The organism is Rhizobium sp. P44RR-XXIV (assembly GCF_001999485.2).
Classification (GTDB): domain Bacteria; phylum Pseudomonadota; class Alphaproteobacteria; order Rhizobiales; family Rhizobiaceae; genus Rhizobium.
The window spans coordinates 181,910-208,512 of record NZ_MPVZ02000023.1; the positions used below are offsets into that span (position 1 = coordinate 181,910).

At 61.2% G+C, this 26,603-nt stretch carries 19 protein-coding genes and 1 pseudogene; 7 read left to right on the plus strand and 13 right to left on the minus strand.

What is annotated here, in order from left to right:
* Positions 1 to 3: 3 nt before the first annotated feature.
* The 4 genes from trpB to BSK43_RS03705 all read left to right on the plus strand — a co-directional run bounded on the left by trpB (position 4) and on the right by BSK43_RS03705 (position 4,471).
* Positions 4 to 1,218, plus strand: coding sequence for a tryptophan synthase subunit beta (gene trpB, locus BSK43_RS03690; RefSeq protein ID WP_136686708.1), 1,215 nt, complete (start codon positions 4 to 6; stop codon positions 1,216 to 1,218).
* A gap of 10 nt (positions 1,219 to 1,228) precedes the next feature.
* Entirely contained in the window at positions 1,229 to 2,068 is an 840-nt protein-coding gene (gene trpA / locus BSK43_RS03695; RefSeq protein ID WP_077470400.1) for a tryptophan synthase subunit alpha, read from the plus strand.
* 106 nt (positions 2,069 to 2,174) lie between these two features.
* Positions 2,175 to 3,086 carry an acetyl-CoA carboxylase, carboxyltransferase subunit beta gene (accD, locus tag BSK43_RS03700; protein WP_077470399.1) on the plus strand — a complete coding sequence of 304 codons (912 nt, stop codon included), beginning with the start codon at positions 2,175 to 2,177 and terminating at the stop codon, positions 3,084 to 3,086.
* A gap of 32 nt (positions 3,087 to 3,118) precedes the next feature.
* Positions 3,119 to 4,471, plus strand: coding sequence for a folylpolyglutamate synthase/dihydrofolate synthase family protein (locus BSK43_RS03705; protein ID WP_077470398.1), 1,353 nt, complete (start codon positions 3,119 to 3,121; stop codon positions 4,469 to 4,471).
* A gap of 66 nt (positions 4,472 to 4,537) precedes the next feature.
* Here BSK43_RS03705 and trxA read toward each other — a convergent pair whose 3' ends face one another.
* The 12 genes and pseudogenes from trxA to BSK43_RS03765 all read right to left on the minus strand — a co-directional run bounded on the left by trxA (position 4,538) and on the right by BSK43_RS03765 (position 22,411).
* Positions 4,538 to 4,858, minus strand: a complete 321-nt coding sequence (trxA, locus tag BSK43_RS03710) for a thioredoxin (protein WP_047633967.1) — start codon at positions 4,856 to 4,858, stop codon at positions 4,538 to 4,540.
* Positions 4,859 to 4,934: 76 nt separating this feature from the next.
* Positions 4,935 to 8,507 (minus strand): double-strand break repair helicase AddA, encoded by a 3,573-nt coding sequence (addA, locus tag BSK43_RS03715; RefSeq protein ID WP_077470397.1) that lies wholly within the window; start codon positions 8,505 to 8,507, stop codon positions 4,935 to 4,937.
* Entirely contained in the window at positions 8,500 to 11,688 is a 3,189-nt protein-coding gene (gene addB, locus BSK43_RS03720; protein WP_077470396.1) for a double-strand break repair protein AddB, read from the minus strand. Before addB ends, addA begins: the two co-directional genes overlap by 8 nt.
* A 5-nt stretch (positions 11,689 to 11,693) precedes the next feature.
* Positions 11,694 to 12,425, minus strand: coding sequence for a nucleotidyltransferase family protein (locus BSK43_RS03725; RefSeq protein ID WP_077470395.1), 732 nt, complete (start codon positions 12,423 to 12,425; stop codon positions 11,694 to 11,696).
* A gap of 76 nt (positions 12,426 to 12,501) precedes the next feature.
* Positions 12,502 to 14,013, minus strand: a complete 1,512-nt coding sequence (gene tsaE / locus BSK43_RS03730) for a tRNA (adenosine(37)-N6)-threonylcarbamoyltransferase complex ATPase subunit type 1 TsaE (RefSeq protein ID WP_077470394.1) — start codon at positions 14,011 to 14,013, stop codon at positions 12,502 to 12,504.
* Positions 14,010 to 16,595, minus strand: coding sequence for a PAS domain-containing sensor histidine kinase (locus tag BSK43_RS03735; protein ID WP_077470393.1), 2,586 nt, complete (start codon positions 16,593 to 16,595; stop codon positions 14,010 to 14,012). Before BSK43_RS03735 ends, tsaE begins: the two co-directional genes overlap by 4 nt.
* 204 nt (positions 16,596 to 16,799) lie before the next feature.
* Complete coding sequence (ahcY, locus tag BSK43_RS03740) at positions 16,800 to 18,200, minus strand: adenosylhomocysteinase (protein WP_077470519.1); 1,401 nt, start codon at positions 18,198 to 18,200, stop codon at positions 16,800 to 16,802.
* A 181-nt stretch (positions 18,201 to 18,381) separates the two neighbouring features.
* The gene (locus tag BSK43_RS03745) at positions 18,382 to 18,657 is read right to left on the minus strand and encodes an HPr family phosphocarrier protein (RefSeq protein WP_068390562.1); all 276 of its coding nucleotides are present in this window, start codon (positions 18,655 to 18,657) and stop codon (positions 18,382 to 18,384) included.
* Between the two features lie 17 nt (positions 18,658 to 18,674).
* Positions 18,675 to 19,075: pseudogene (locus tag BSK43_RS03750) on the minus strand (PTS sugar transporter subunit IIA).
* 153 nt (positions 19,076 to 19,228) lie between these two features.
* Positions 19,229 to 19,681: a serine kinase gene (locus tag BSK43_RS03755; RefSeq protein WP_077470518.1), complete on the minus strand. Its 453-nt coding sequence runs from the start codon at positions 19,679 to 19,681 to the stop codon at positions 19,229 to 19,231.
* Between the two features lie 11 nt (positions 19,682 to 19,692).
* The gene (locus BSK43_RS03760; RefSeq protein ID WP_205910587.1) at positions 19,693 to 21,486 is read right to left on the minus strand and encodes a sensor histidine kinase; all 1,794 of its coding nucleotides are present in this window, start codon (positions 21,484 to 21,486) and stop codon (positions 19,693 to 19,695) included.
* Positions 21,487 to 21,679: 193 nt separating this feature from the next.
* Entirely contained in the window at positions 21,680 to 22,411 is a 732-nt protein-coding gene (locus BSK43_RS03765; protein ID WP_197923095.1) for a response regulator transcription factor, read from the minus strand.
* Positions 22,412 to 22,761: 350 nt separating this feature from the next.
* Here BSK43_RS03765 and BSK43_RS03770 point away from each other — a divergent pair, with 350 nt between their 5' ends.
* From BSK43_RS03770 to BSK43_RS03780, 3 genes are all read left to right on the plus strand, one after another.
* Positions 22,762 to 24,372: a phosphoenolpyruvate carboxykinase gene (locus BSK43_RS03770; protein WP_077470391.1), complete on the plus strand. Its 1,611-nt coding sequence runs from the start codon at positions 22,762 to 22,764 to the stop codon at positions 24,370 to 24,372.
* 118 nt (positions 24,373 to 24,490) lie between these two features.
* Positions 24,491 to 24,925, plus strand: coding sequence for an alternative ribosome rescue aminoacyl-tRNA hydrolase ArfB (gene arfB, locus BSK43_RS03775; protein WP_077470390.1), 435 nt, complete (start codon positions 24,491 to 24,493; stop codon positions 24,923 to 24,925).
* 71 nt (positions 24,926 to 24,996) lie between these two features.
* Positions 24,997 to 25,605: an alpha-ketoglutarate-dependent dioxygenase AlkB gene (locus BSK43_RS03780; RefSeq protein WP_077470389.1), complete on the plus strand. Its 609-nt coding sequence runs from the start codon at positions 24,997 to 24,999 to the stop codon at positions 25,603 to 25,605.
* Here BSK43_RS03780 and coaA read toward each other — a convergent pair.
* Positions 25,602 to 26,597 carry a type I pantothenate kinase gene (gene coaA, locus BSK43_RS03785; RefSeq protein ID WP_077470388.1) on the minus strand — a complete coding sequence of 332 codons (996 nt, stop codon included), beginning with the start codon at positions 26,595 to 26,597 and terminating at the stop codon, positions 25,602 to 25,604. The two genes, BSK43_RS03780 and coaA, sit on opposite strands and share 4 nt — an antisense overlap.
* Positions 26,598 to 26,603: the final 6 nt, after the last annotated feature.

Consider the following 26,603-nt stretch of genomic DNA (forward strand, 5'->3'; position numbering starts at 1 on the left):
AGAGTGAACCAGACGCCAAAACCCAATTCCTTCCGCTCCGGCCCCGATGAGGACGGTCGTTTCGGCATTTACGGTGGTCGTTTCGTTGCCGAAACGTTGATGCCGCTGATCCTGGATCTGCAGGAGGAATGGGCGAAGGCGAAGGACGATCCGGCCTTCCAGGCGGAGTTGAAATCGCTCGGCACGCATTATATCGGCCGCCCGAGCCCGCTTTATTTCGCCGAGCGCCTGACGGCCGAGCTTGGCGGCGCCAAGATCTATTTCAAGCGCGAAGAGCTGAACCACACCGGTTCGCACAAGATAAACAATTGCATCGGCCAGATCCTGCTCGCCAAGCGCATGGGCAAGACCCGCATCATCGCTGAAACCGGCGCCGGCCAGCATGGCGTTGCTTCAGCAACGGTTGCCGCCCGCTTCGGCCTGCCCTGCGTCGTCTACATGGGCGCGACTGACGTCGAGCGTCAGGCGCCGAACGTCTTCCGCATGAAGCTGCTAGGCGCCGAAGTTATTCCGGTAACGGCCGGCAGCGGCACGCTGAAGGACGCCATGAACGAGGCTCTTCGTGACTGGGTCACCAATGTCGACGACACCTATTATCTGATCGGCACGGCTGCCGGCCCGCATCCCTATCCGGAAATGGTTCGGGATTTCCAGGCTGTCATCGGCACGGAAGCCCGCGCGCAGATGCTTGAGGCCGAAGGGCGCCTGCCGGATCTCGTCATTGCCGCTGTCGGCGGCGGTTCGAATGCGATCGGCATCTTCCATCCCTTCCTCGATGACGAAAGCGTCAAGATTGTCGGCGTCGAAGCCGGCGGCAAGGGCCTTCAGGGCGACGAGCACTGCGCCTCGATCACCGCCGGTTCGCCCGGCGTGCTGCACGGCAACCGTACCTACCTGCTGCAGGATGGCGACGGCCAGATCAAGGAAGGGCATTCGATTTCGGCAGGTCTCGACTATCCCGGAATCGGCCCCGAGCATTCCTGGCTGAACGATATCGGCCGCGCCGAATATGTGCCGATCATGGACCATGAGGCTCTTGAAGCCTTCCAGACGCTGACGCGCCTCGAAGGCATCATTCCGGCGCTGGAGCCAAGCCATGCGCTCGCCGAAGTCATCAAGCGCGCCCCGAAGATGGGCAAGGACGAGATCATCCTGATGAACCTCTCCGGCCGCGGCGACAAGGACATCTTCACCGTCGCCAAGCTTCTCGGAATGTGAGTTAGACGCCATGACCGCACGTATGGACAAACGCTTCGCCGCTCTCAAGGCTGAAGGCCGCCCGGCACTCGTCACCTATTTCATGGGTGGCGATCCCGACTACGACACCTCGCTCGGCATCATGAAGGCGCTGCCGGAAGCCGGCGCCGACGTTATCGAGCTCGGCATGCCCTTTTCCGATCCCATGGCCGACGGCCCGGCGATCCAGCTTGCCGGCCAGCGTGCGCTTAAGGCCGGCCAGACGCTAAAGAAGACGCTGCAGCTGGCAGCCGATTTCCGCAAGACGGACGCCGATACGCCGATCGTGCTGATGGGCTATTACAATCCGATCTATATCTACGGCGTCGAAAAGTTCCTCGATGATGCCATCGTCGCCGGCATAGACGGCCTGATCGTTGTCGATCTGCCGCCGGAAATGGATGACGAGCTCTGCATTCCCGCCATCAACAAGGGCATCAACTTCATCCGCCTGGCGACACCGACCACGGATGAGAAGCGCCTGCCGGCGGTTCTGAAGAACACGTCCGGTTTCGTCTATTATGTCTCGATGAACGGTATCACCGGTTCTGCCCTGCCGGATCCGTCGCTGGTGTCGGGCGCCGTTCAGCGCATCAAGCAGCACACCGATCTGCCGATCTGCGTCGGTTTCGGCGTCAAGACGGCCGAACATGCCAAGGTCATCGGCGGCTCTGCCGACGGCGTCGTCGTCGGCACCGCCATCGTCAACCAGATCGCCACCAGCCTCACCAAGGATGGCAAGGCGAGCGCCGACACCATCCAGGCCGTCGCGACGCTTGTCCGCGGCCTGTCAACGGGAACGCGCTCCGCGCGCCTTGTTGCTGCCGAATAATGTCCCCATATAGCCTCTCTTCAATCGTTGCGGATTGAAGAAAAGGCCTATGGGCATTAGGTGGTGACTACGATATCGATGAATTTGATCGATTAGGAGTTTCGAATTGAACTGGATCACGAATTACGTTCGCCCGCGGATCAACTCCATGCTGGGCCGTCGCGAGGTTCCGGAGAATCTCTGGATCAAGTGCCCGGAGACCGGCGAGATGGTCTTCCACAAGGATCTGGAAGACAATAAGTGGGTCATCCCGGCCTCCGGCTTCCATATGAAGATGCCGGCCAAGGCCCGTCTTGCCGATCTCTTCGACAATGGCGACTACGAAGCCCTGCCGCAGCCCAAGGTCGCGCAGGACCCGCTGAAGTTCCGCGACTCGAAGAAATATACCGACCGTCTGAAGGACAGCCGCGTCAAGACGGAGCAGGAAGACACGATCCTTTCCGGCGTCGGCAAGGTTCGCGGCGTCAAGCTCGTTGCCGTCGTGCACGAATTCAATTTCATGGGCGGTTCGCTCGGCATTGCCGCCGGCGAGGCCATCGTCAAGGCGTTCGAGCGGGCGATTTCCGAGAAATGCCCGCTGGTCATGTTCCCGGCTTCTGGCGGCGCGCGCATGCAGGAAGGCATCCTCTCGCTGATGCAGCTGCCGCGCACCACGGTTGCCGTCGACATGCTGAAGGAAGCCGGCCAGCCCTATATCGTCGTTCTCACCAATCCGACGACCGGCGGCGTCACCGCTTCCTACGCCATGCTTGGCGACATTCACCTGGCTGAGCCGGGTGCGGAAATCTGCTTTGCCGGCAAGCGCGTCATCGAACAGACGATCCGCGAGAAGCTGCCGGAAGGGTTCCAGACCTCGGAATACCTGCTGGAGCACGGCATGGTCGATATGGTCATCAAGCGCCATGATATTCCGGACACGCTCGCGACGCTCCTGAAGATCCTGACCAAGGCGCCGGCAAACGATGTGTCCGCCAAGAGCAAGAATGGCGCTGCGCTGGCGGTAGCCGCGAGCGCCTGATATCATCGAAGGCCGAAAGGCGGAGGTGCGGGATGACGGCTATGGATCAATCCGCAACGAGCGAGGCAGCCCGGGAAATCGAAAAGCTGATGGGGCTCCACCCCAAAGGCTTCGATCTCTCTTTGGAGCGGATAACCCGGCTGCTCGATGTTCTCGGCAATCCTCACAGGAAATTGCCGCCGGTGATCCATGTCGCCGGCACTAATGGCAAGGGATCGGTGACGGCCTTCTGTCGCGCCCTGCTCGAAGCCGGCGGCTATAGCGTCCACGTTCATACCTCGCCGCATCTTGTCAATTGGCACGAGCGGTACCGTATCGGCGTCAAGGGCGGACGCGGTGCGCTCGTCGGCGATGCTGTTTTTGCCGATGTGCTCCGGCGCATTGCCGAGGCCAATGATGGCCAGAAGATTACCGTCTTTGAAATCCTGACGGCCGCGACCTTCCTGCTCTTTGCTGAACACTCGGCTGATGCTGCTGTCATCGAGGTTGGCCTTGGCGGTCGCTTTGATGCCACCAACGTTATTTCCGATCCGGCCGTCTCCGTCATCATGCCGATTTCGCTCGATCACCAGCCCTATCTGGGCGATCGGGTCGAGCTGATCGCCGCCGAGAAGGCCGGCATCATGAAGTCAGGCCATCCTGTGGTCATCGGCCATCAGGAATATGATGCCGCGCTCGATGTGCTGATCTCGACCGCCGAACGGCTTCGTTGCCCGACCGCCGTTTTCGGCCAGGATTTCTCGGCGCACGAGGAATATGGCAAGCTGGTCTATCAGGACGAGTTCGGCCTTGCCGATCTGCCGTTGCCGCGCCTGCCGGGCCGTCACCAATATGGCAATGCCGCTGCCGCCATCCGCGCCGTGAAGGCAGCCGGTTTCGTCGTCACCGAAGCGATGATGGAAAAGGCGATGACCTCGGTCGAATGGCCGGGGCGCCTGCAGCGGCTGACGGAAGGCAATCTCATCGCGCATGCGCCTGAAGGTGCGGAGATCTGGGTCGATGGTGGCCACAATCCCGGCGCCGGCGAAGTCATCGCCGAAGCCATGGCCAATTTCGAAGAGCGCCAGCCGCGGCCGCTTTTCCTGATCATCGGCATGATCAATACCAAGGATCCCGTCGGCTATTTCAAGGCCTTCGCCGGTCTCGCGGAAAAGGTCTATTGCGTGCCGATCCGCGCGAGCGACGCGATGATTGATCCTGTCATTCTGGCGAATGCTGCCTATGATGCCGGTCTTGTCGCCGAACCGATGTCGAATGTGAGCGAGGCACTGGACGCAATCAAGGCCTTCGCAGTGCCGGGCTCGCCCGCCCCGCGCATCCTGATTGGCGGCTCGCTTTATCTTGTCGGCGATGTCCTCTCCGACAACGGCACGCCGCCTCGATAAGCCTCATCCATTCAATAAAAAAGCCCGGTCGAGCCGGGCTTTTTTAGTTCATTCAGTCGATACCGATCAGGATGCGCTGGAGATCCAGTTCTGCAGGGCAGTCTTCGGAGCAGCGCCGACCTTGATGTCGGCGACTTCGCCGCCCTTGAACATGGCAAGCGTCGGGATCGAGCGAACGCCGAACTGGGCGGCCAGTTCCGGATTTTCGTCGATGTTGAGCTTGGCGACCTTGACCTTGCCTTCGAACTGCACGGCAAGTTCTTCAAGAGCCGGAGCGATCATCTTGCACGGACCGCACCATTCGGCCCAGAAATCAACGACGACGGGCTCTGCGGACTGAAGGACTTCGGCAGCGAAGTTGGAAGTATCGACTTTAACGGTAGCCATAGACTACTCCTTTATCAGGATTTGCGGGTTTTTATCTATGTGAGGCCTCGGCGCCTGAATTTCAATGTCCGATATTTCACTTTGTCTGGAGCTCCACAAGCGCCGACGCAAGCGTATCGTCAGACAGCGTATAGATCGAGGCGTCTTCGGTATAGACCAGCAGGCAGTCGATCTGCTTTCCCGGATAGAGCGGCGAAAGGATGGAGCGATAGATGGCAAGCTGTGCCCGGTGTGCGAAAGGGATGGCGTTTTCGCTGCCGGGCGGCACGCGGTTCGTCTTGTAGTCCAGGATGACGACGCGATCCTCGAGCACCGCCAGCCGGTCGATGCGGCCGGAGACGGCGTAGGACTGACCACCGAGTTTTAGCGTCCCCATGATCGAGACCTCCGCCTGCGCATGCGCGCTGAATGTCCCCTGCAGGTCAGGATGCGAGAGCAGCGCCATGACGGAGCCTATCAGCGCCTCCCGCTCGGTCTGTGGCCAGAAACGCGCGGCTCGTTCGGCATAGCGCCGCGCCGCATCCGCCCGCTCTTCCGGCGCGATATCGGGCAATGTCTGCAGCATACGGTGGATGAAGCGGCCCTTCTGCAAGGCGCGATCCGATTTCGCTTTCTCGCCGAAAAGCGCAGACGTGACGAGCAGATTGTCGGCCTCGTCGTCGATGACGGTGCCGACACCGGAAGGGCTGAGCGGCCGGGGAAGGTTTCTCTGCGGCGGCAGCGGCTGGCTGAGCCCGGCTGGCAAGCTCACTCGCTTTGTCAGTTTTTCCGGCTCCGGCATGGTTTCGAAGTCGAGCTTCACCTGCGCGACCCGCCAGCTCAGCCCCTGCCAGTCACCATCCGGACCGGAAAAGGTCTGCAGCGTGCAATGCTGCTCATCTCCGCGTAATGCCGCCGAAATCATCGCATGCCAGGTGTCGCTGTTTTCACGGATGCCGCGATAGCCGCAGATGATCAGCCGGTCGGCAGCACGCGTCATGCCGACATAGAGCAGGCGGCGGTATTCTTCCTCCGCCAGCGACTGGAGGCGCGCCGTATCGGCCTGCGTCAGCGAATTGGCGAGTGCCGAGACCGGCACCCAGACTGGCAGCGGGATCTGCTCTTTGCCGGTCTCGATCAGCCGCATCTTTGGCAGATGTGTGTGGGTAAAGGCCTTGCCGCCGCCATCGACAAGGAAGACGATCGGCGCCTCCAGCCCCTTCGAGGCATGCACCGTCATGATCCGCACTTCATTGCGGCCCTTGTCCTGCTCGCGCTTGACCGTCGGCGCTTCGAGTTCCAGCGTCGAAATGAAGGATTGCAGGCCCGGCAGGCCGCTGGTCTCATGATCGAGCGCAAAGGTCAGGAATTCGTCGAGGATATCGCTGACCTCGGTGCCGAGCCGCGCCAGAAATTGCCGCCGGCCGCCGAAGCTGCCGAGCACGCGAGCATAGAAATCATGCACGGCCAGGCTTTTCGACAAAGCAAGGAAGGTTTTCAGCCGATCGGCCGCCAACTGGAAACGATCATGGCCATCCTCGGCGAATCTCAGCAGATGGCTCCAGACGCTCTGGCCGTCACCGCGATAGGCCGCGACCGCGAAGACGTCTTCCTCGTTGAGGTCGAACAGGGGACTTTTCAGCAGGGCGCACAGCGAAAGATCGTCTTCCGGCAACAGCAGGAAGCGGCCGAGTGCGAGGAGATCTTGAATGGCGATATGGCTGGTCAGCACCAGCCGGTCGGCGCCGGCAACGGGGATATTGCCGCGTCGCTTCAGCGCGCGGGTCAGTGCGTTGACGAAACTGTCGCGCTTGCGCACCAGCACGAGAATGTCGCCGGCCTCGATGAAACGGCTCTTGCCCTTCTCGATGATCGCTTCCCGCCCGACAAGATTGCCGATCGTCTGCGCCATCCGCCGCGCGAGGATGGCAGGCGGTGCGCTTTCGGGCGTCAAATCGAAAGGCGCCGTCCAGTCCTCTTCCTTGGCGGCCGGCTCTGGTGCGATCATCTCCCAGAGATCGACGGCGCCGGGATGGCCGATGCGGCTGGAGCGGTGCACCACCGGCTCGTCGACGGCACTCAGTCCCTTGGCATTTTCGGGACTTGTGAAGACATGGTCGACGGCGCCGAGCACATCGGCGGTCGAGCGGAAGGAGAGGGGCAGCCGGATCGACGAAAATTTCAGGCCGCTCGCGTCCACCCGCCGGCGCGCGCGATCGCTTTCCTCGGAAAAGCGTTCCGGCCGCGCGCCCTGGAACGAATAGATCGATTGCTTCTCGTCGCCGACGGCGAAGATCGTCCTCAGCGTCGGCCGCGCGCTTTCGCCGGAAAAGAAATCCTCCGCCAGCGACTGGATGACGCTCCACTGGATCGGGCTGGTATCCTGCGCCTCGTCGACCAGAATGTGATCGATACCCTTGTCCAGCTTGTAGTGGATCCAGGGGCCGACGCCCTTCTTGGTGAGGAGATCGGCGGTGCGGGTGATGAGATCCTCGAAATCGAGCTGGCTGCGCCGCTTCTTCAGTTCCTCATAGTCGCGGTTTAGCCGGTCGGCGAGGGTAAGGGCGGCACGGGTCGCGCGATACATCCGCATCAGCTTCAGCCGGTCGCGACAGGCAACGACATGGGCGCGGGCTTCAGCGACGGCATCGGCGAGTGCGGGGGCGTCAGCAAGCATCGCATTCACAAAAAACTGGTTATCCGCTTTTGGTTTGCCTTTGCCCTTCTCCGTCAGCATCATCTCTTCGAGTATTTCTGCGCGGGCAGTCGGATCGTTTTCATGTTTAGCTCGATGAAGATCATTTGCGATCGCCTGCGCCTTTGCACCGCCCTTCTGAACGGCAAGCGTCAGGTAAAGCTCCAGCGTTGCGCCGGAAAGGCCGGGAAGCGGCCAATATTGCCCCGCGATGCCAGTTTCAGTGTCGGTGGCGGACAGGCCAAGCCGCGCCAGCAGGGATGCTTCAAGACCACCTTGGCGTCCCGCCGCCTCGGTAAAGCGGCGAATGGCATTGCGATTGGCGACGATATCGCCGAGCAGCGTTTCCAGCCCTGATTCGTCACCAAGATCGAGCACATAGGCAAAGGCCTGCGCCAGCTCGGGGTCGCCATGCGGCGTCGCGGATGCCAATAGCGCCCGCCGCGCATCGTCGAGCAGCGTCGCCGCCGCACGGTCGTCGAGAACGGAGAAGTGGCCCGCGACATTGGCTTCGAGCGGAAACTGATGCAGCAAGGCCTCGCAAAAGGCATGGATGGTCTGGATCTTCAGACCACCCGGCGTCTCCAGCGCTTTGGCAAACAGCCGGCGCGCCTCGGCAAGCTTGAAGAGATCCGGTTCTTTGCCTTCTATATCGGCGATGCGCTTTTTCAGCTCCTCGTCCGGCATCGTCGCCCAGGCGGCGAGCCGATCAAAGACGCGGTTCGACATTTCGGAGGCGGCGGCCTTGGTATAGGTGAGGCAAAGTATGGCAGAGGGTCTTGCACCGGCGAGAAGCAACCGAATGACGCGCTGGGTCAACACATGCGTCTTGCCCGAGCCGGCATTGGCCGAAACCCAGGCCGAGCGTTCAGGGTCCGAGGCGATGGATTGCTGGATCGTCGTCCAGCTGATCCAGACGCCGGGATCGTCGCTGTCGGGCAGGGTGGCCGCGTCACTCGTGAAAGGCTCACTCATCGCCGCCCTCCTGCTCGGTCTCCGCCGTCGACCATTCGGAAACGCGGGCAAGGTGATCGTAGTCACCGCCATATTCGAACTGCTGGGCGGGGATCAGCCGCGAGGAAAAGCCCTTCTCGCCCGATTGCAGCAGCGTCACGAATTTGACCAGCTGGTCCATCGACTCCTGCGCCAGATCCATAGCCGACTTGGTTTCCGTCTTGCCGCCGCGGCTGGAATGTTCGTTGTTGACCTGATCGACTTTGAAACGATCACCGGGCCGCAGCCGGACATAGAGCAGGTTTTCGGGCATCAGCGTGCCGATATTGCGGAACGCGCCTTGCTTCAGCGCATAGGCTTCCAGCGCCAGCTGCGGGTCGAGCAGCGCACGCGCCTGCGGCGGCGAGGGATTGTAGCCGGTCTTGTAGTCGATGATATCGGCCGCCTTGTCGTTCTTGATGTCGATGCGGTCGGCAACCCCGGTCAGCCTGATGCCGATCGGCTCGATTTCGACGCCAGCCGGCACTTCCGTCGCGGTGTTGCGAACCTCCGGCCGTCGTTCCGCTTCCCAAACAAGAAAGGCGCTGGCGACCTCACGGAAACGCGGCCGCCAGACGCTGTCGATATGATCAGGCAATTGCGCGGCATCGAAGAGCTCCGCGATGATGCGGTCCATCGCCAGCGCCGCATCCGGCGTACCGGCGATGTGTCCCTCACGGACGAAACGGTCGATGATCTTGTGATAGAGCGTGCCGCGCTCGGCTGGGCCGGGATCGCGATTGAACGGATCGACAGGATCGAGCCGCAGCACACGCCGCGCATAGATGGCATAGGGGTCGCGGCGAAGGCGTCCCACCTCGCTGAAGGAATAGCTCCTTGGTTGCAGCTCGACCGGTGGCCGCGGGGCCGGGCGTAGCGCGGGCGCCTGATTGTCGCCTTCGTCGATCATGGCAGCCCAGTGGCGGTACTGATCGCCGCGCTCCCTCATGGCGTCTTCGAGCTCCTCGCCGCCAAGCGCGATGAGCCGCTGCAGCCAGCGCGACGCCACAGTCGGCGTCGAGCCCTGGCGAAGCGCACGGGAATAGATGAGGTCGCGCGTGCCGTTCGCCATTTCGAAATCATGGGCAAGCTGGCCGATACGCCGTTCCGGCGGTTCCAGTCCGATCTCGGTCTTCATCGTGCGGGAGATGAAGGGGTTGTTTGCCGTTTGCCCCGGCCAGGAGCCTTCATTCAACGCGCCGAGGATGAGCGTATCGACGCTCTGCAGGCGTGCTTCCAGCGTGCCGAAGATGAAGAGGCGCGGATGGCTGAGCGCTCGCGGCTTCACTGCCTGTCCGACGCAGAGCGCCGTCATGATGTCGATCCATTGCGGCCCGTCCGCTTCAAGCTGGCCGTCGGTATCGATCACTTCCTTCAGTAGGCTGGCGAGCGTATCTCCGGCTTCCCCGGACCAGAGTGCTGCCAGATCACCGCGCTCATCGACTGCTACGGCTTCGAGTGTCCGGCCGGTACGCTCGGCCCATTCCGAAAGGGCCGGAAGGCCCTCGGCCGTCCGCAAGGAAAGCGCTGATGTCAGTGGTTCGCATGCCCTGGTGACCCGCCGCGCCAGCTCGCGCGCATGTTCGACGGATTCGGGTGGGAGCGATTTGCGCCACTGCGGCGCGTGGCGATCATTTGCCTGTTCGGCCAGCCTGGTATCGAGCAATGCTTCCAGTGTGCCGATATCGATACTGGTAAGGCCGCCTCTGAGCGCCAGGATTTCCAGCGCATCGACGCCGGGCCGGTGCATTTCGGGTGGCATGCCGAAGCGGGCGAGGGGATGCTTGAGCAGCGAGACGACGGCCACAGGATCGCCCGGGCGAAGCGTCGCCTCCAGCAGCAATTGCAGCAGCGTGCCTTGCGGCATTGCCGAAAGCGGCGTGCCGGCCGAATCGTCGGCGGTGATGCCAAAGCGGGCAAGCTCGGCGGTGACGCGCCTTGCGAGGTTGCGGTCGGGCGTGATCAAGGCGGCCTGGCTTTCGCCACCATTACGACCCGGCTTCTCCAGCGCCAGCCGCAATGCAATGGCGATGGCCGTTGCTTCTTCGCGCTCGTTCGATGCCTCGATCAGCGAGACATCGGCAAAGGCCTGGTCAATTGCGTCGGGAGCAAGCGTCTTGCGCCAGCTTCCCCAGCCGCTCGTCGCCTTGGCCGGCGCCAGGGCGCGCGACAGGATCTGCGCGCGCATCTGCATAGCCTCCGTCGCCTCAGCAACGGTTTCGACATCGTCGCGGGTGACGTGCAAGCGCTTCAGCAGCAGCGAGAGGCCATATTGCGGATGGCTGCGGGTGGTCGGGTCCGATCTTTCGCCAATGGCCGTTTCCGGCGCCACAAGCTGCCAATCCTCTTCCGGCATCGAAAGATCGAGCCCCGGCAGGACGATCACCCCCTGCGGCAGCGAGGCAACGGCCGCGATCAGCTCCGCCGTTGCCGGCACCGAACCGGTCGAGCCCGCGATGATCACCGGGCCCGGATGCTGCATGGCGCCGATCCGCAGCGCTTCGGCGCGAAGAATGGCGTTGCGGTTGCGGGCAGGCGAGGATTTGCCAAGTTCTTCCAGCCGCGCCGGCCAGAAAGCGCTGGCGATTGCCAGGAATTCGGCTGTTAGTTGCCACCAGAGCGCATGCTCCTCGGCGCTGAGGTTGGCAAGCTCGCTCCAGTCCCGGTCTTCTGTCTCGATGGAATCGATGAGTTCTGCGAGATTACGGGCAAGCCATATGGCATCGGCCGGGCTTGCCGGCGCCACGAGCGGCGAATCGGAATGGATATCGCGGACGATCTGCGGCAGCTTGTTGCGCCAGGCAAGGATCAGTCGCGCGAGTTCCAACAGCCGGGCGGTATTGGCAAGCGGCTGCGCCAGGTCGGCGGTCTCAGGCAGGGTTTCCTCGAAATAACCGCTATCGTCATCGGTTTCGCCGAGCGGGCGAATGACCGGCAGGATGGCGGAGCGACCGCCAAGCAGATCGACGAACTCCGAACGCAGGACGCGCGCCGCGCGCCGCGTCGGCAGGAAGATGCTGACCTTGGCGAGCGACAGCGGGTCGCCCGGATCATGGCGAAAATGCTCGGTCAGCCGACCGTCGCAAAGAGCGGCCGCAAGGGTCTTCAGGAAGGGCAGGCCCGCCGGGATCGTCAGAATGCGTTGCCGGTGCCCACCTGCCATGGGCCTCACGCAAACGCCCGGAAAGTCCGGATCGCCTCCTCCGCCTCGCCGACTGCCTCGGGTGTCCCCACAGTCAGCCAGTGACCGTCGAGCATGGTGCCATAGAGGCGATTACGGGCGATGGCCTTGTCGAAGTAGATATTGATGTTGAAGGCGTCATCCGGCGCGTCGTCGAGGAGCGACGGGTTCATGGCAATGGCGCCTGCATAGACGACGCCATTGTGCTGCGCGTCGCGATAGCGCTGCAGCCGGCCGTCTTCGGCCATGCTGAAATCATTCTTGCCGTTATGGCCTGTCGTCTTCTCCAACTCGACGCAGAGCATGGCCATGTCCATGCGGGAGGCATCGTAGAATCCGGCTAAGCGCTCAAGATTCGTCGGTGTGCCCGGCTTCTCGCCAATCCAGAACAGATCGGCATTCATCACGAAAACCGGGTCGCGGTTCAGCAGCTTGAAGCCTTTGACCAGACCACCGCCATTGTTCATCAGCGCGTCCCGCTCGTCGGAGATCAGGATCTCGAGGCCGCGATAGCTGCGCAGATGCGCCTCCATCTGGTCGGCATGGTGATGCACGTTGACGACCGCCCGCTCGACACCGGCTTCCGCCAGCGCGTCCAGCGCATAATCGATCATCGCCTTACCGGCGATCTTTACCAGCGGCTTCGGGATGGTGTCGGTGATCGGCCGCATCCGGGTTCCGAGCCCCGCGGCCAATACCATGGCTTGCTTGATGGTCATTTCGTCTCGAACTCGTGATTCGGTCGCTCATTTTCCTTTAACACAAGGCCGGAAAAACGTCGCCGTTGTTCGTTTTCTATGCCTGGCCGATGCCGGCTTTCTCACACCATTCGCGCAAGGGGGCGAGGGCTTCATGCTCGAAGGCGATGGCGAGATAGGCAAGCGTGCGCGGCATGTGCTTGAGGTAGCCGGGCTTGCCGTCGCGCTGCAACAGCCGCACCCAGAGGCCGGCGAGCTTGCAATTGCGCTGCGCCGACATGATCGCCCAGCTTTTCAGGAAGTTCGCCTCGTCGAAGCCGCCCTGGGCATGACGAAGCGCGAGATAGTCGGCCATAAGCTGATCGTGGAGATCGCGCTCGATCGTCACGCGCGCATCCTGAACGAGCGAGGCGACGTCATAGGAGGTCGGCCCGATCATGGCGTCCTGGAAATCGATGAGGCCGATGCGCTGTATGCCCTCCTCCTGTGCCCGCCAGATGATATTCGGCGAATGCATGTCGCGCAGCAGCAGGTTCTTTTCGGTATCGGCAAGCTGATCGATCAGCCGGTCCCAGATCGCCAGATAATCGGCACGCTCTTCGTCGCTGGCCGGCGTGCCGCGCTTCCAGGGCAGATGCCAGTCGAGCAGCAGCCGCGCCTCCATCTTCATGGCGGTCCGGTCGAAATCCGGAATGTGATGGATATGATCCGGCGTCACCGGAATGTCGTGGGGGATGACAAGGCCGTGCAGATGCGCAAGGCACGCGACGCTGGCGCGATAGCGCTCGGCAATCGGCTTGCCATGCTCGTCGAGCACACCATCGGTGCCGAGATCTTCAATCAACAGAATACCGAGGTCGTAGTCGGCGGCGAAGATTTCCGGGGTGGCAAAGCCGTTTTCGCGCAGGACATTGGCGATCGCGACGAAGGGATAGGTGTCCCAGGCCAGATGCGCGACCTTCGGATAGGGCTTGCCGTCGAGCACCGGCGGCCCTTCCGGCAGGCGCGGCCAGTCCATCAGGATGATGCGCTTGCCGCCGCCGTGCGGATAGAGGGATTCATAGGCGCGCAGGGAGGCATCGCCTGTCAGGAAGCGACGATTGGCGCCCGCATAGCCGTTGGCATCGAGAAAAGCGCGAATCGCCAGCACGCGCTCGATGCGTGCCATCTGCTTGGCCGGTGCCGTAATCGTTGCACGCCGTCCTTCGCCCTCGTGTTCCAGCTTGAGGTCGATGCGCTCCTTCGGCAGCTCGCTCTCTGCCATCTCGGGCCATTCGACCAGGCAGACGCCGGTCTGCAACGCCTCGTCAAAGCCGAGTTCCGCCAGTTCGCTGGGGTCGCCGAGGCGATAGAGGTCGAAATGCGAGACGGGGAAGCGCAGTTCGTAGGATTGCACGAGCGTGAAGGTCGGGCTCGGCACATCCAGTTCGGCATCGTCGGCCATGGCGCGCAACAGCGCACGGGCGAGCGAGGACTTGCCTGCGCCAAGATCGCCTGAAAGAGCCAGACAATCCCCTATCTTCACCGCCAGCGCCAGATCTTCGCCAAGCTGGGTGGTGGCGGCGTCATCTGCGAGGAAGAGGGACAGGCTGAGGTCGGTTGCTGTCATTCTGCTGCGGCGTAACGGGGCAGCTCGATGGAGGGGATCCGGCACGTTACCGTCGTTCCCTTGCCGGGCTGGCTCTCGATGGAGACCTCGCCCTCATGCAGGCTGACGAAGCTCTCGACGATGGAAAGGCCGAGGCCGGCGCCGCTGCGCTTGCCGCCCTTGCCGTTGGAAGCGAAGCGGTTGAAGACGGTATTGATCAGATCCTCCGAAATGCCGGGGCCCTTGTCGGCAACCGAGAAGACGAAATCCGTGCCTTCGCGCCCGCATTTGAGCGCAATGGTTGAGCCCTCGGGTGCAAAGTTGGCGGCGTTGGTGAGAAGCTTGAGCAGGATCTGCTTCAGCCGCTGCTGGTCGGCAACGATCGAGCCGAGATGGCTGGGGACGGTGATTTCCAGCGTGACGCCACTTTCCTGTAACCGGTCGGCAATCTGCATCGACACTTCGTCGAGGAGATCGCTGAGCACGATCTCGGAATAGTTCAGCCGCATGATGCCGGCATCGACGGTCGCAAGGTCGAGAATGTCGTTGACCAGCGTCAACAGCACGGACGAGGAGGTGGAGATATGGTCGATATATTCGGCCTGCCGATCGTTCAGCGAACCGATGCCGGGCGTCTTCAGGAGATCGGTGAAGCCGATGATGTTGGTGAGCGGTGAGCGCAATTCGTAGGACACATGCTGGACAAAATCGTTCTTGAGTTCGTCCGCCTTCAAAAGCGCGTCGTTCTTCTCGGTCAGCGCCCGTTCGGCGCGCACGCTGTCCGTCTTGTTGACGAAGGTCAGCATGGTCTGCGCATTCGGCAGCGGAATGACGGCGTAATCGAGAACGAGGTTCGAATAGAGCTCCAGCGTCCCTTGCGACGACGGCCGTTCGTCTTCAAAGCTGGTGATCTGCTCGGCAAATCGTTTCCAGCCATCAGGCTGGTCATAGGAGGGCGCGCAGGCTTCGGCCAGCACTTGAATATGCGTGCCCGGTTTGGCCTGTGTCTCGGTGATATTCCAGAGAATGCGGAAGGCCGGGTTGGACAGGCGGATGCGGCCGTCAGGCCCGAAGACGGCAACGCCTTCGGACAGATGGTCGATGGTCTCGCCCTGCACCTTGACCAGCGTATTGTAGCGCGTTTCGAGATCGACCTGTTCGGTCAGGTTCTCGAACACCCAGGTAGCGCCGCCCTGCGGATGCGCCGTGGCAAAAACCCTCAAAATCTGGCCGTTGGGCAGGTGCCAGAGGTCGCTTTGCGTATCAAGCGCGCGGTAGACCGAGAGAACGCCGTCCTTCCAGGTCTTCCAATTGAGCTGCTCGGGCAATTTCTTGGCGCCGCGCAGCCGGTCGAGAAGCTCGCTATTGTCTGGCCGCTTTTCGAGGAAGGCGATGTCGAGTTCCCAGAGCTGGACGAAGGCCTGATTGTAGAATTGCAGACGCCGGTCGCCGTCGAAGATCGCAACAGGCGTCGCCAGATGATCGAGGGTTTCGGCATGGCTCTTCAGCGTGCGAGCCAGCTCGGCACGAACCGATTCCGCCTCGGAAACGTCGATGGCTATGCCGGCGGAGCCGTTTGGAGATTTGACGTTGACGACGTCGAAGAAGGTTCTGTTGCCGCGCACAACGGTCGAAATCTTGTCGTGGAAGGGCGATTCCGGCGTGGTGGAGGCGCGAATGCGCTCGCGGGCGACGGTCGTCAGGAATTCGCGCTCTTCGCGAATGGCTTCATCGGTCGAAACGGCCTCGACCGCTTCGCTGTAGGCCTGATTGATCCAGGTTAGCTTCCCGTCCGCATCCCGCTGCCAGACCGGCAGGTCGATGGCGTCGAGCAGGTTCTGGAAGGCCGAGATCGAGGTCATAAGCCGGTCGCGCTCGATCTTCAGCTCCGCCAGTTCGGCGCGCAGATTGTTGAGCGCGATGAAGCGGACGAAGGCGCGGCCGCCGGAGATGCGGCCCTGCGCTTCGAGGATTTCGTCACGATTGGTCTCGACAACCATGTCGAAACTCTGGCCGCTGCCGCGCAGCTTGTCGATCGCCTTGTCGAGCTCGCCGGCCGACCATGATTTCAGCCAGCGCCCGAAGGCGAGGAATTCATTGTCCTGAGGAGCACCGGTTTCGACTGGAAGCTGGCCGAGCAGTTCCGGGCGTGCGTTCTGGCCGTCCCAGATGACGATGCGGCGGTTCTTGTCGGCGATCAGCGCCTGATACTGCGAAATGCGTTGATTGGCATCGGAGAGCGCCGTGCGGATCTCGCGGCTTTCGCTTTCCAGATTGCCGCGTTGCCGGACCATCCACACGGTCGACAGCAGTGCGGCGGAGATGACGCCGATGATGATGGAGAAGACGGCCATTTCGGAAGAGGTGAACAGGCGCACGGTCGTCTGCGTCGCGGTGTCACTCTGCGCCAATACGGGACCTGCCAGACCAGTGACAAGGCCACCGAAAACACTGAGCCGTAGCAGACGGGTCAGCGAGGCCAGCCGACCCTTGTCATTTCCTCGTTTCGTCCGCGGTAAAAACATATATGCACCGCCCCGCTGCAGCCGCGCCGCCGTTTTGCGTAGCGCTGGCTGATGCAGGTTGTCTTCCCCTTCAGACATAAGAGGTTTGTCTCCGTCCTTTAATGTGCCGCATCCTGACAAGACATCCCATTTTCATGGCTCCGGGCACGCCCGGTTCGTCACGAATCAAGTTCAAAAACAATACTGCCTAAGGGAATCTGCGGGAAGGGAGCTGGCTAAAAAATAAGCCCCGGCATTTGTCAATGCCGGGGCCACAAGATGTTGTGGATATAGATCTTAAAATCAGTATCTGTAGTGGTCCGACTTGAAAGGACCTTGCGCCGTCACGCCGATATACGCAGCCTGCTCATCCGAAAGCTCGGTCAATTTTACGCCAAGCTTGGCGAGATGCAGGCGAGCGACCTTTTCATCGAGGTGCTTCGGCAGCACGTAGACCTGGTTCTGGTACTGGCCGGGCTTGGTGAAAAGCTCGATCTGCGCCAGCGTCTGGTTGGTGAACGAAGCCGACATCACGAAGGACGGGTGACCGGTGGCGTTGCCGAGGTTCAGCAGGCGGCCTTCCGAAAGCAGGATGATGCGGTTGCCCTTGGCAAACTCGACCATGTCGACCTGCGGCTTGATGTTCGTCCACTTCAGGTTACGCAGAGCGGCAACCTGAATTTCATTGTCGAAGTGGCCGATGTTGCCGACGATCGCCATGTCCTTCATCGCGCGCATGTGATCGATGCGGATGACGTCCTTGTTGCCGGTCGTAGAGATGAAGATATCGGCGCTTCCGACGACGTCTTCCAGCTGAACGACTTCATAGCCGTCCATCGCAGCCTGGAGTGCGCAGATCGGGTCGACTTCCGTGACCTTGACGCGGGCGCCGGCGCCGGAAAGCGAAGCGGCAGAACCCTTGCCGACGTCGCCATAACCGCAGACGACGGCGACCTTGCCGGCCATCATGACGTCGGTGGCGCGGCGGATGCCGTCAACCAGCGATTCCTTGCAGCCGTACTTGTTGTCGAACTTCGACTTGGTGACGCTGTCGTTGACGTTGATGGCCGGGAAGGGCAGCAGGCCCTTCTGGCTGAGCTGGTAGAGACGGTTGACGCCCGTGGTGGTTTCTTCGGTCACGCCCTTGATGGCGTCGCGCTGCTTGGTGAACCAGCCGGGCGATGCCTGAAGGCGCTTCTTGATCTGTGCGAAGAGGATTTCCTCTTCTTCCGAATGCGGGTTGGAAAGCACGTCTTCACCGGCTTCGGCGCGGGCGCCGAGCAGGATGTACATCGTGGCATCGCCGCCATCATCGAGGATCATGTTGGAGAGACCGCCATCGGTCCACTGGAAGATCTTGTCGGTGTAGATCCAGTAGTCTTCGAGGCTTTCACCCTTGATCGCGAAGACCGGAACGCCGGAAGCAGCGATCGCGGCAGCAGCGTGGTCCTGGGTCGAGAAGATGTTGCAGGATGCCCAGCGAACTTCTGCACCGAGCGCCACCAGCGTCTCGATGAGAACGGCTGTCTGGATCGTCATGTGCAGCGAGCCGGTGATGCGTGCGCCCTTCAACGGCTGTGCTTCACCGAATTCGGCGCGGCAGGCCATCAGGCCCGGCATCTCGGTTTCGGCAATCGTGATTTCCTTGCGGCCGAAGTCGGCAAGGCCGATATCCGCGACGACGTAGTCCTTTTCAGTGCTCATGAAGATCTCCAGCCTGAACGATGCAGTCGCGCCGCGGGCAAACGCCACGGCCGAATGCAACAAAAATTGCACGCTGACAGCGTGTGGATGATGCCGTGTAGCAGGCTTCAGAGTGGAAATCAATGATGATATAAAGAAGTCTTTATGTCTTTATATCGTTGTGGCGATTTGTAGGAAGAGCCTACATTTCCTCGCCGAATTTATTGGCCACAAGCTGGTCCAGCGCCTCGAGCGCTTCGGCGGCCTGATTGCCACTGGCCGTTACCAGCACGCTGCAGCCGGGGCTGGCCGCCAGCATCATCAGGCCCATGATCGAGGTACCACCGACCGTCGTCCCGTCTTTCGAAACAGTGATGGCGGCGTCATAGGCCTCGACAGTCTGGACGAATTTAGCGGAGGCGCGGGCGTGAAGGCCTCGCTTATTGATGATCAGGAGTTCCCTGGAAAGCTCGGTCATAGAGGCGGTGCTGTCCGTCATTTGCCGCTGAGCACGCGGCTGGCCACGTTGATGTATTTACGTCCGGCCTCCGAAGCTTCAACGAGAGCCTTCTCCATGTTGTTATCGCCGCGTACGCCTGCGAGCTTGATGAGCATCGGCAGGTTCACGCCGGCAATGACCTCGGTGTGGCCGCTGTTCATGACGGAGATTGCGAGATTGGAAGGAGTGCCACCGAACATGTCGGTCAGGATAATAACGCCGTGCCCATCGTCAGCACCGGCCACGGCCTGCAGGATGTCCTGCCGCCGCTTGTCCATGTCGTCTTCGGGACCAATAGATACCGTTTCTATGAACTTCTGCGGACCAACGACATGCTCGACGCATGCCGAAACTCTTCAGCCAGCTTGCCATGAGTGACAAGCACAAGTCCGATCATGATATTACTGCTCCCATCGCATTACGCAAACAGGTGGCCCATATCGCAATGCAGCAATGTCGTCCACCGGTGGGGGGACATCTTGGCGATGAAAAGACGAAGTGCAAGCTTAAAATACAGGATTTGAATGCCTGTGCGGGCCTAAATTGCCGATTATTCGAAACTGACGCCGATTTTCGCCATTATTATGGCGAGCGGGTTCGCGGAGGTTGCGGACAAACGGATCAGGGGTAACCGAATGGAATCGGCAACCTCGATCTGCTCGTCCTCGGGAGGCAGCCTTTCCGCCGTGGCGGGGTTGACCGGGCTGACGGCAAAATGCATTTCGGCCTTTGGAACGTACGGCAGACGAACAATGCCGGTATAGCGAATCTCCATCAGGCCGGCGATCGAGGGCGGGCATTCGGCGGTGACCGAGCCGTTCTGCCTGGCGATCAGCACCCGGTCGTCGGCGACCAGCGCTGCGGCAAGCCCGAGCGGCTTGGCGGCTGCGAGGCAGGAAAAAGCCAGGGATGATTTGCCGCTGCCCGATGGTCCGAGAAACAAAAGCCCGGTCTTGCCGATGACGATGGCGGTTGCGTGGATATTGGTTGCGTCGCCGCTCATCTGACCGCTCATCAGGCCTGCGTCTGGGCGGGCAGCGAGAGGATGAAGCGGGCGCCGAGCAGTGCCGTGCCTTCGCTGTCGATGATGTTCTCAGCCCGCAGCGATCCGCCATGCGCCTCGGCGATCTGCCGGCTGATTGACAAGCCAAGGCCGGAATTCTGTCCGAAGCCTTCCGATTCCGGCCGGTCGGTATAGAAGCGTTCGAAGATACGGTCGATGTCCTCGGCCTGGATACCGGGACCGTTATCTTCGACATAGATGACGCAGCGCGTTCTCGTCCGTGTCAGCCTCACCGTGATCTTGCCGGTCTCGTTCGGAACGAAAGAGCGTGCGTTTTCAATGAGATTGGTGATGATCTGGCCGATACGCAGGTCATGGCCGACGACAGTGAACTTCGCCTTGTTGGCCGGCTTGCGGTCGACCAGATATTCAATCTCGACCGCTCGCTTGCTGTGTCCGACCTGGCGGGAAATATCGATCATGTCGCGCAGCAACACTTCGAGATCGAGCGTTTTTTCATCTGAGCGGGCGAGTTCCGCGTCGAGACGCGATGCGTCCGATATATCGCTGATCAGGCGATCGAGGCGGCGCACGTCGTGCTGGATGACGTCCATCAGCCGCTTCTTGGAATCGTCGCTCTTGGCAAGAGGCAGCGTCTCGACGGCGCTGCGCAGCGATGTCAGCGGATTTTTCAGCTCGTGGCTGACATCGGCGGCAAAACTTTCGATGGCGTCGATACGGTCGTAGAGCGCCGATGTCATGTCACGCAGCGCGATCGACAGGTTGCCGATTTCGTCCTGGCGGGCGGAGAAATCGGGAATTTCCTCGCGCTCTTTCGCGCCGCCCCGGCGCACGCGGATGGCGGCAGCCGAAAGCCGGCGCAGCGGATTGGCGATGGTGGAGGATAGCAGCAGTGACAACACGACGTTGACGAGCGTCGCCACACCGAAGACACGCATGATCGCCAGGCGCTCGGCATGGACGATCTTGTCGATGTCGCCGGCCTGGGTCGACAACAGCAACACGCCCAGCACGGCGCGGAAGCGCTGGATCGGCACAGCGACCGAAACGATCAGCTCACCTTTTTCGGTAGTGCGGACAACGGCGCCGCGAACGCCGGTCAGGGCATTCATCACTTCCGGATAGATTGAGCCGTCGCCGCCGGGCGCTTCCTTGTAAACGGGCAGATTGCCCGGCTGGAGCATCTTGTTGAGCAGGCCGCTGAACCAGTCGGACCAGCTTTGCGCGGCATCGTCAACCGGTGGCAAGTCGTAGCGCAGCACCTGGCCACGGGAATAGAGATGGCGGCTGTCGAGCAGGAGATTGGCGTCGGCGTCGAAGATGCGGGCGCGGGTGCGCGTCGGCGAGATCAGCCGCGTCAGCACTGGCGCCACCTTTTCCGGATCGATCGGGAATTCCAGATCCTCGTCGTTCGGAACGGGCGTGATGCTCTGGCCGGCCTGCAGCTCCAGCAGCTTCTGCGGATCGATGGTGATGGAATTCGTGTCGACCGATGCCGAGGCGGAAACGGCACCGGCGATGATTTCGCCCTGCGTCAGCAGGCTTTCGACGCGAGCATCGATCAAGCCCTCGCGAAACTGATTGAGGTAGAGAATGCCGCCGACGAGAACGACGAGTGCGGCCAGATTGAAGAACAGGATGCGCCGCGTCAGGCTCGAAAACACGGCATTGCCGAAGATGCGGCGGATGAGAACGAACGGATGAGTCCATCGCCGGCGCCCAATTCGAACGCCGCTCGCGCCTTCCGTATCGTCTATATCTCTGTCCTGCACCAGCTGTGCCAAGCCACCGGCCCTTTCGAAGAACGGGGTCGACGACCCCGTTCGCATGCTCTTATTCCATTGTCGGCCGTATGGTCCAGTTAACTATCCGAGCATGAAGCCGAAAAGTATAAGCGCTTTCAGGCGGCATCATGCTTTGCTTTTGATTCCGGAGCGAAGTCAGATTTCAGGCCGGTTCGACCTGAAATCTCCGGCTTTAGGCGGCTTCGCGGAAACGATAGCCGACGCCATACAGCGTCTCGATCATATCAAAATCGAGGTCGACCATCTTGAATTTCTTGCGGAGCCGCTTGATGTGGCTGTCGATGGTGCGGTCGTCGACATAGACCTGCTCGTCATAGGCGGCGTCCATCAGGGCATCGCGGCTCTTCACGACGCCAGGGCGCTGCGCCAGGGAATGCAGGATCAGGAATTCGGTGACAGTCAGCGTCACCGGCTCGCCCTTCCAGGTGCAGGTGTGACGCTCCTGGTCCATGACGAGCTGGCCGCGTTCCAGGGAGCGGGCCTGTTGCGCTGCACCCGGTTTGGCGGCGGCAGCGCCGCCGGCGGCGTTCGCAGCTTCGCGGGCAGAGGCGCGGCGCAGCACCGCCTTGACGCGCTCGACCAGAAGGCGCTGCGAGAAAGGCTTGGTAATGAAATCGTCGGCGCCCATCTTCAGGCCGAAGAGCTCGTCGATTTCCTCATCCTTCGAGGTCAGGAAGATGACAGGAATATCGGATTTCTGACGCAGGCGGCGGAGCAGCTCCATGCCGTCCATGCGCGGCATCTTGATATCGAAGATCGCGAGTTGCGGCGGCCGCGCAAGCAGGCCGTCGAGCGCCGAAGCCCCGTCCGTATAGGTCTCTACCTTATATCCCTCTGCTTCCAAGGCAATCGATACGGAAGTCAGGATATTGCGGTCGTCGTCAACGAGCGCGATTGTCAACATGGTATTCGTCTCCGTCATCAGTGCGCGTCTCCCGGATTTGGAATCCAGCCCAGGCGGTCTGCCAGCTCGGTCGGCGGTAACCTGGCGCGCTTATGGGGATAAAGGTGGAACAAATTGTGGCAAAGATAAAGGGGAGGATTGTCGAGCGCCGATCCGCTTGCCCGCAGGTTGTGCGACCAAACGTCTCGGCGTCTCTCTTTCAAACGATTTAAAATTATGAAATTTTATTTAAATCGATTAAATAACTGATATCATTAAAGATTTCTCGTTTAATGCTCTTGTGCTTTTAAAAAGACGCCTCTACGCTTTAGACAGTTCTAACGGCCAAGGCCTTGTTGAGGAAAAAAGTGATGGAGCAATTCGGCGTCCGTAATCCCGCAACCGAACTGGGATCGATCGGCCTGGGAGCCGCTGCCAGCGTGCGCTATAACCTCATGGAGGCCCATCTCTATGAGGAGGCGATTCGCCGCCGCGAAGCCGATCTGACCGCAGACGGTGCGCTGCGGGCGCTGACGGGGCAGCACACCGGCCGTTCTCCGAAGGACAAGTTCGTCGTGCGCGACGCGACCACCGAGGATCAGATCTGGTGGGACAACAACAAGCCGATGTCGCCGGAGCATTTCGCGCTGCTGCATGAAGACATGCTGGCGCATGCGCGCGGCAAGGACCTGTTCGTGCAAGATCTGATCGGCGGTGCCGACCGTGACTATGCATTGCCGACGCGTGTCATCACCGAATTCGCCTGGCACTCGCTGTTCATCCGCAATCTGCTGATCCGTCCCGAGCGCTCGCAGCTTGAAGGCTTCGTGCCGAAGCTGACGATCATCGATCTGCCGAGCTTCCGCGCCGACCCCGAGCGCTACGGCTGCCGCACCGAAACTGTCATTGCCTGCGATTTCGTCAACGGCGTCGTCCTGATCGGCGGCACCTCCTATGCCGGCGAGATGAAGAAATCGGTCTTCACCGCGCTCAACTACCTGCTGCCGGAACGCGATGTCATGCCGATGCACTGCTCTGCCAATGTCGGCCCGGACGGTGACGCCGCGATCTTCTTCGGCCTGTCGGGCACCGGCAAGACGACGCTTTCAGCTGATCCGAGCCGCACGCTCATTGGCGACGACGAGCATGGCTGGGGCGAAAACGGCATCTTCAACTTCGAAGGCGGCTGCTACGCCAAGACCATCCGTCTTTCGGCCGAAGCAGAGCCGGAAATCTACGAAACGACCCGCCGCTTCGGCACCGTGCTGGAAAATGTCGTGCTCGACGAGCATGGCGTCCCGGATCTCGACGACGGCTCGCTGACGGAGAACACCCGCAGCGCCTATCCGCTGCACTTCATCCCGAACGCTTCGGAATCGGGCATCACGGGCCATCCCGAGACGATCATCATGCTGACCGCCGATGCCTTTGGCGTCATGCCGCCGATCGCCAGGCTGACGCCGGACCAGGCCATGTACCATTTCCTCTCCGGTTACACCGCCAAGGTTGCCGGCACGGAAAAGGGCGTCGTCGAGCCGGAAGCCACATTCTCGACCTGCTTCGGCGCTCCCTTCATGCCGCGCCATCCGACGGAATACGGCAATCTGCTGAAGGAGCTGATCGCCCGCCACGGCGCCGGTTGCTGGCTGGTCAACACCGGCTGGACTGGCGGCGCCTACGGCACGGGTCGCCGCATGCCGATCAAGGCAACGCGCGCCCTGCTGGCCGCAGCGCTCAAGGGCGACCTCGACAATGTCGAGTTCCGCACGGATCCGAATTTCGGTTTCGCGGTGCCGGTTGCCGTTGAGGGCGTCGATACGGCCATCCTCGACCCGCGCTCCACCTGGGCCGACGGCGAAGCCTATGATGCGCAGGCCAAGAAGCTGGTGCAGATGTTCGTGACCAACTTCGCCAAGTTCGAAGATCATGTGGACGGCAACGTCCGCGATGCGGCACCGGGAATCCGGGTCGCAGCCGAATAAACATCCAGAACGGGAATGACTCACGTGAAACCCGGCGACCAGTTCGCCGGGTTTCATTTTGTCCGCCAGTAGTTTTCAACCGTGCTGCGATGTGGGATAGACAGGCGCGGAGAAAATCATGGCCAGCGAAGCGCTTTACATCAACGACCGGATCACGATCGCCGGCTGGGAGCTGACGGAACAATTCGTTCTGGCGGGTGGCCCGGGTGGGCAGAACGTCAACAAGGTCGCGACCGCAGTCCAATTGTTTTTCGGTATTGTGAGTTCCCCTTCACTCAGCGACCGCGTCAAGGCAAATGCCGTGCGGCTTGCCGGGCGTCGCATCTCCAAGGACGGCGTGCTGATGATCGAAGCCAGCCGTTTCCGCAGCCAGGACCGCAATCGCGAAGATGCGCGCGAGCGGCTGAAGGAACTGCTGCTCGAAGCTGCCGCTCCGCCACCGCCACCGCGCCGAAAGACCAAGCCGACCAAGGGCTCGATCGAGCGCCGGCTGAAGGAAAAATCAGGTCGCTCCGAGGTCAAGAAGATGCGCGGTAAGCCGGGCGGCGATTAGGTTGGCTTTTCGGGCTGCTCCGAATCGCCTGTCGCGCTATCTTGAGCGGATTGAGTTTTCGGAAGGCCGTCATGCTGCTCCCCAACGGAATTCGTCATCTTCCCGATTATCTCGACCGTCCCAAACAGGAAGCGCTGGTCGAGGCAATCCGCGCCATTGTGGCCGAAGCTCCGCTGTTCACGCCGGTCATGCCTGGCACCGGCAAGGAAATGTCGGTGCGCATGACCAATTGCGGTTCGCTTGGCTGGGTCACGGACAAGCAGCGCGGCTATCGTTACCAGCCGACGCATCCGGTCACCGGTAAGCCATGGCCGGCGATGCCCTCGCAACTGCTTGATCTCTGGAATGATATAGCAGGCTATGAAAAGCCGCCGCAGGCCTGCCTCGTCAATTTCTACGACGACGATGCCCGCATGGGCCTGCATCAGGATCGCGACGAGCAGGATCTGGCTGCCCCCGTCCTGTCGATCTCGCTCGGCAACACCTGCCTCTTCCGGGTCGGCGGTCTCGAGCGCAATGATCGCACGCTATCTTTCAAGCTCTCAAGCGGCGATATCGTCGTTCTGGGCGGCCAGGGCAGGCTCTGCTTTCATGGTGTTGATCGCATCCATCCGGCCACATCAACATTGCTGAAGAATGGCGGGCGGATAAACCTGACCCTGAGAAGGGTAACCCCCTAAAGCTTCCTGAGCGCAACCTGCTCAATCAGATGGTTCTTGCCCTTCTGCAGGATGAGGTCGGCGCGCGGGCGGGTCGGCAGGATGTTTTGTCTGAGGTTCTTGAGGTTGATGTTCTTCCAAAGCCCCTCGGCAATCGCCAGGGCCTCGTCCTCGCTGATCGAGGCGTAGCGGTGGAAGAAGGAGTTGGGGTCGCGGAAGGCGGTCTCACGCAGCCGCATGAAACGGGCGACGTACCAATTGTGGATCAACGGCTCGTCGGCATCGATGTAGATCGAGAAATCGAAGAAGTCCGAGACCATCGGCACGATTTTGCCATCGGCCGGCAGATGCCGCGATTGCAGCACGTTGATGCCTTCGAAGATCAGGATATCCGGGCGGTCAACGGTTTTGAACTCGTTCGGCAGCACGTCATAGACAAGGTGTGAATAACAGGGCGCCTTGACATCAGGCTGCCCGGCCTTGATCGCCGAAAGAAACCGCAAAAGCGCTGCGGTGTCGTAGCTTTCCGGAAAGCCCTTGCGCTGCATCAGGTTGCGGCGCTGCAGCTCGGCATTCGGATAGAGGAAGCCGTCCGTGGTGATCAGGTCGACCTTCGGGCTCGACGGCCAGCGGCGCAGCAATTCCTTCAGGATACGGGCCGTGGTGGATTTGCCGACGGCGACAGAGCCGGCAATGCCGATGACGAAGGGCGTCTTGGCGACATCGGAGAGACTCAAGAACCGATTGCGCTGCTCGAACAGGATCTGCGAGGATTCCACATGCGAGGATAAAAGGCGCGACAGCGACAGATAGATGCGCCGGACCTCGTTGAGATCGATCGGGTCGCCCATCGAGCGCAGCCGCGTCACTTCATCCGCCGTCAGCGTCAGTGGCGTGTCTGCCCGGAATTTCGCCCACTCCTCCGAGGAGAAGAAATAATAGGGCGAATAGTCTTTCGCCTGGAAAATATCGAGCGTTTCGGGCGCCGCTGGGGTCTTGGTCGCTATCGTCATCACGTT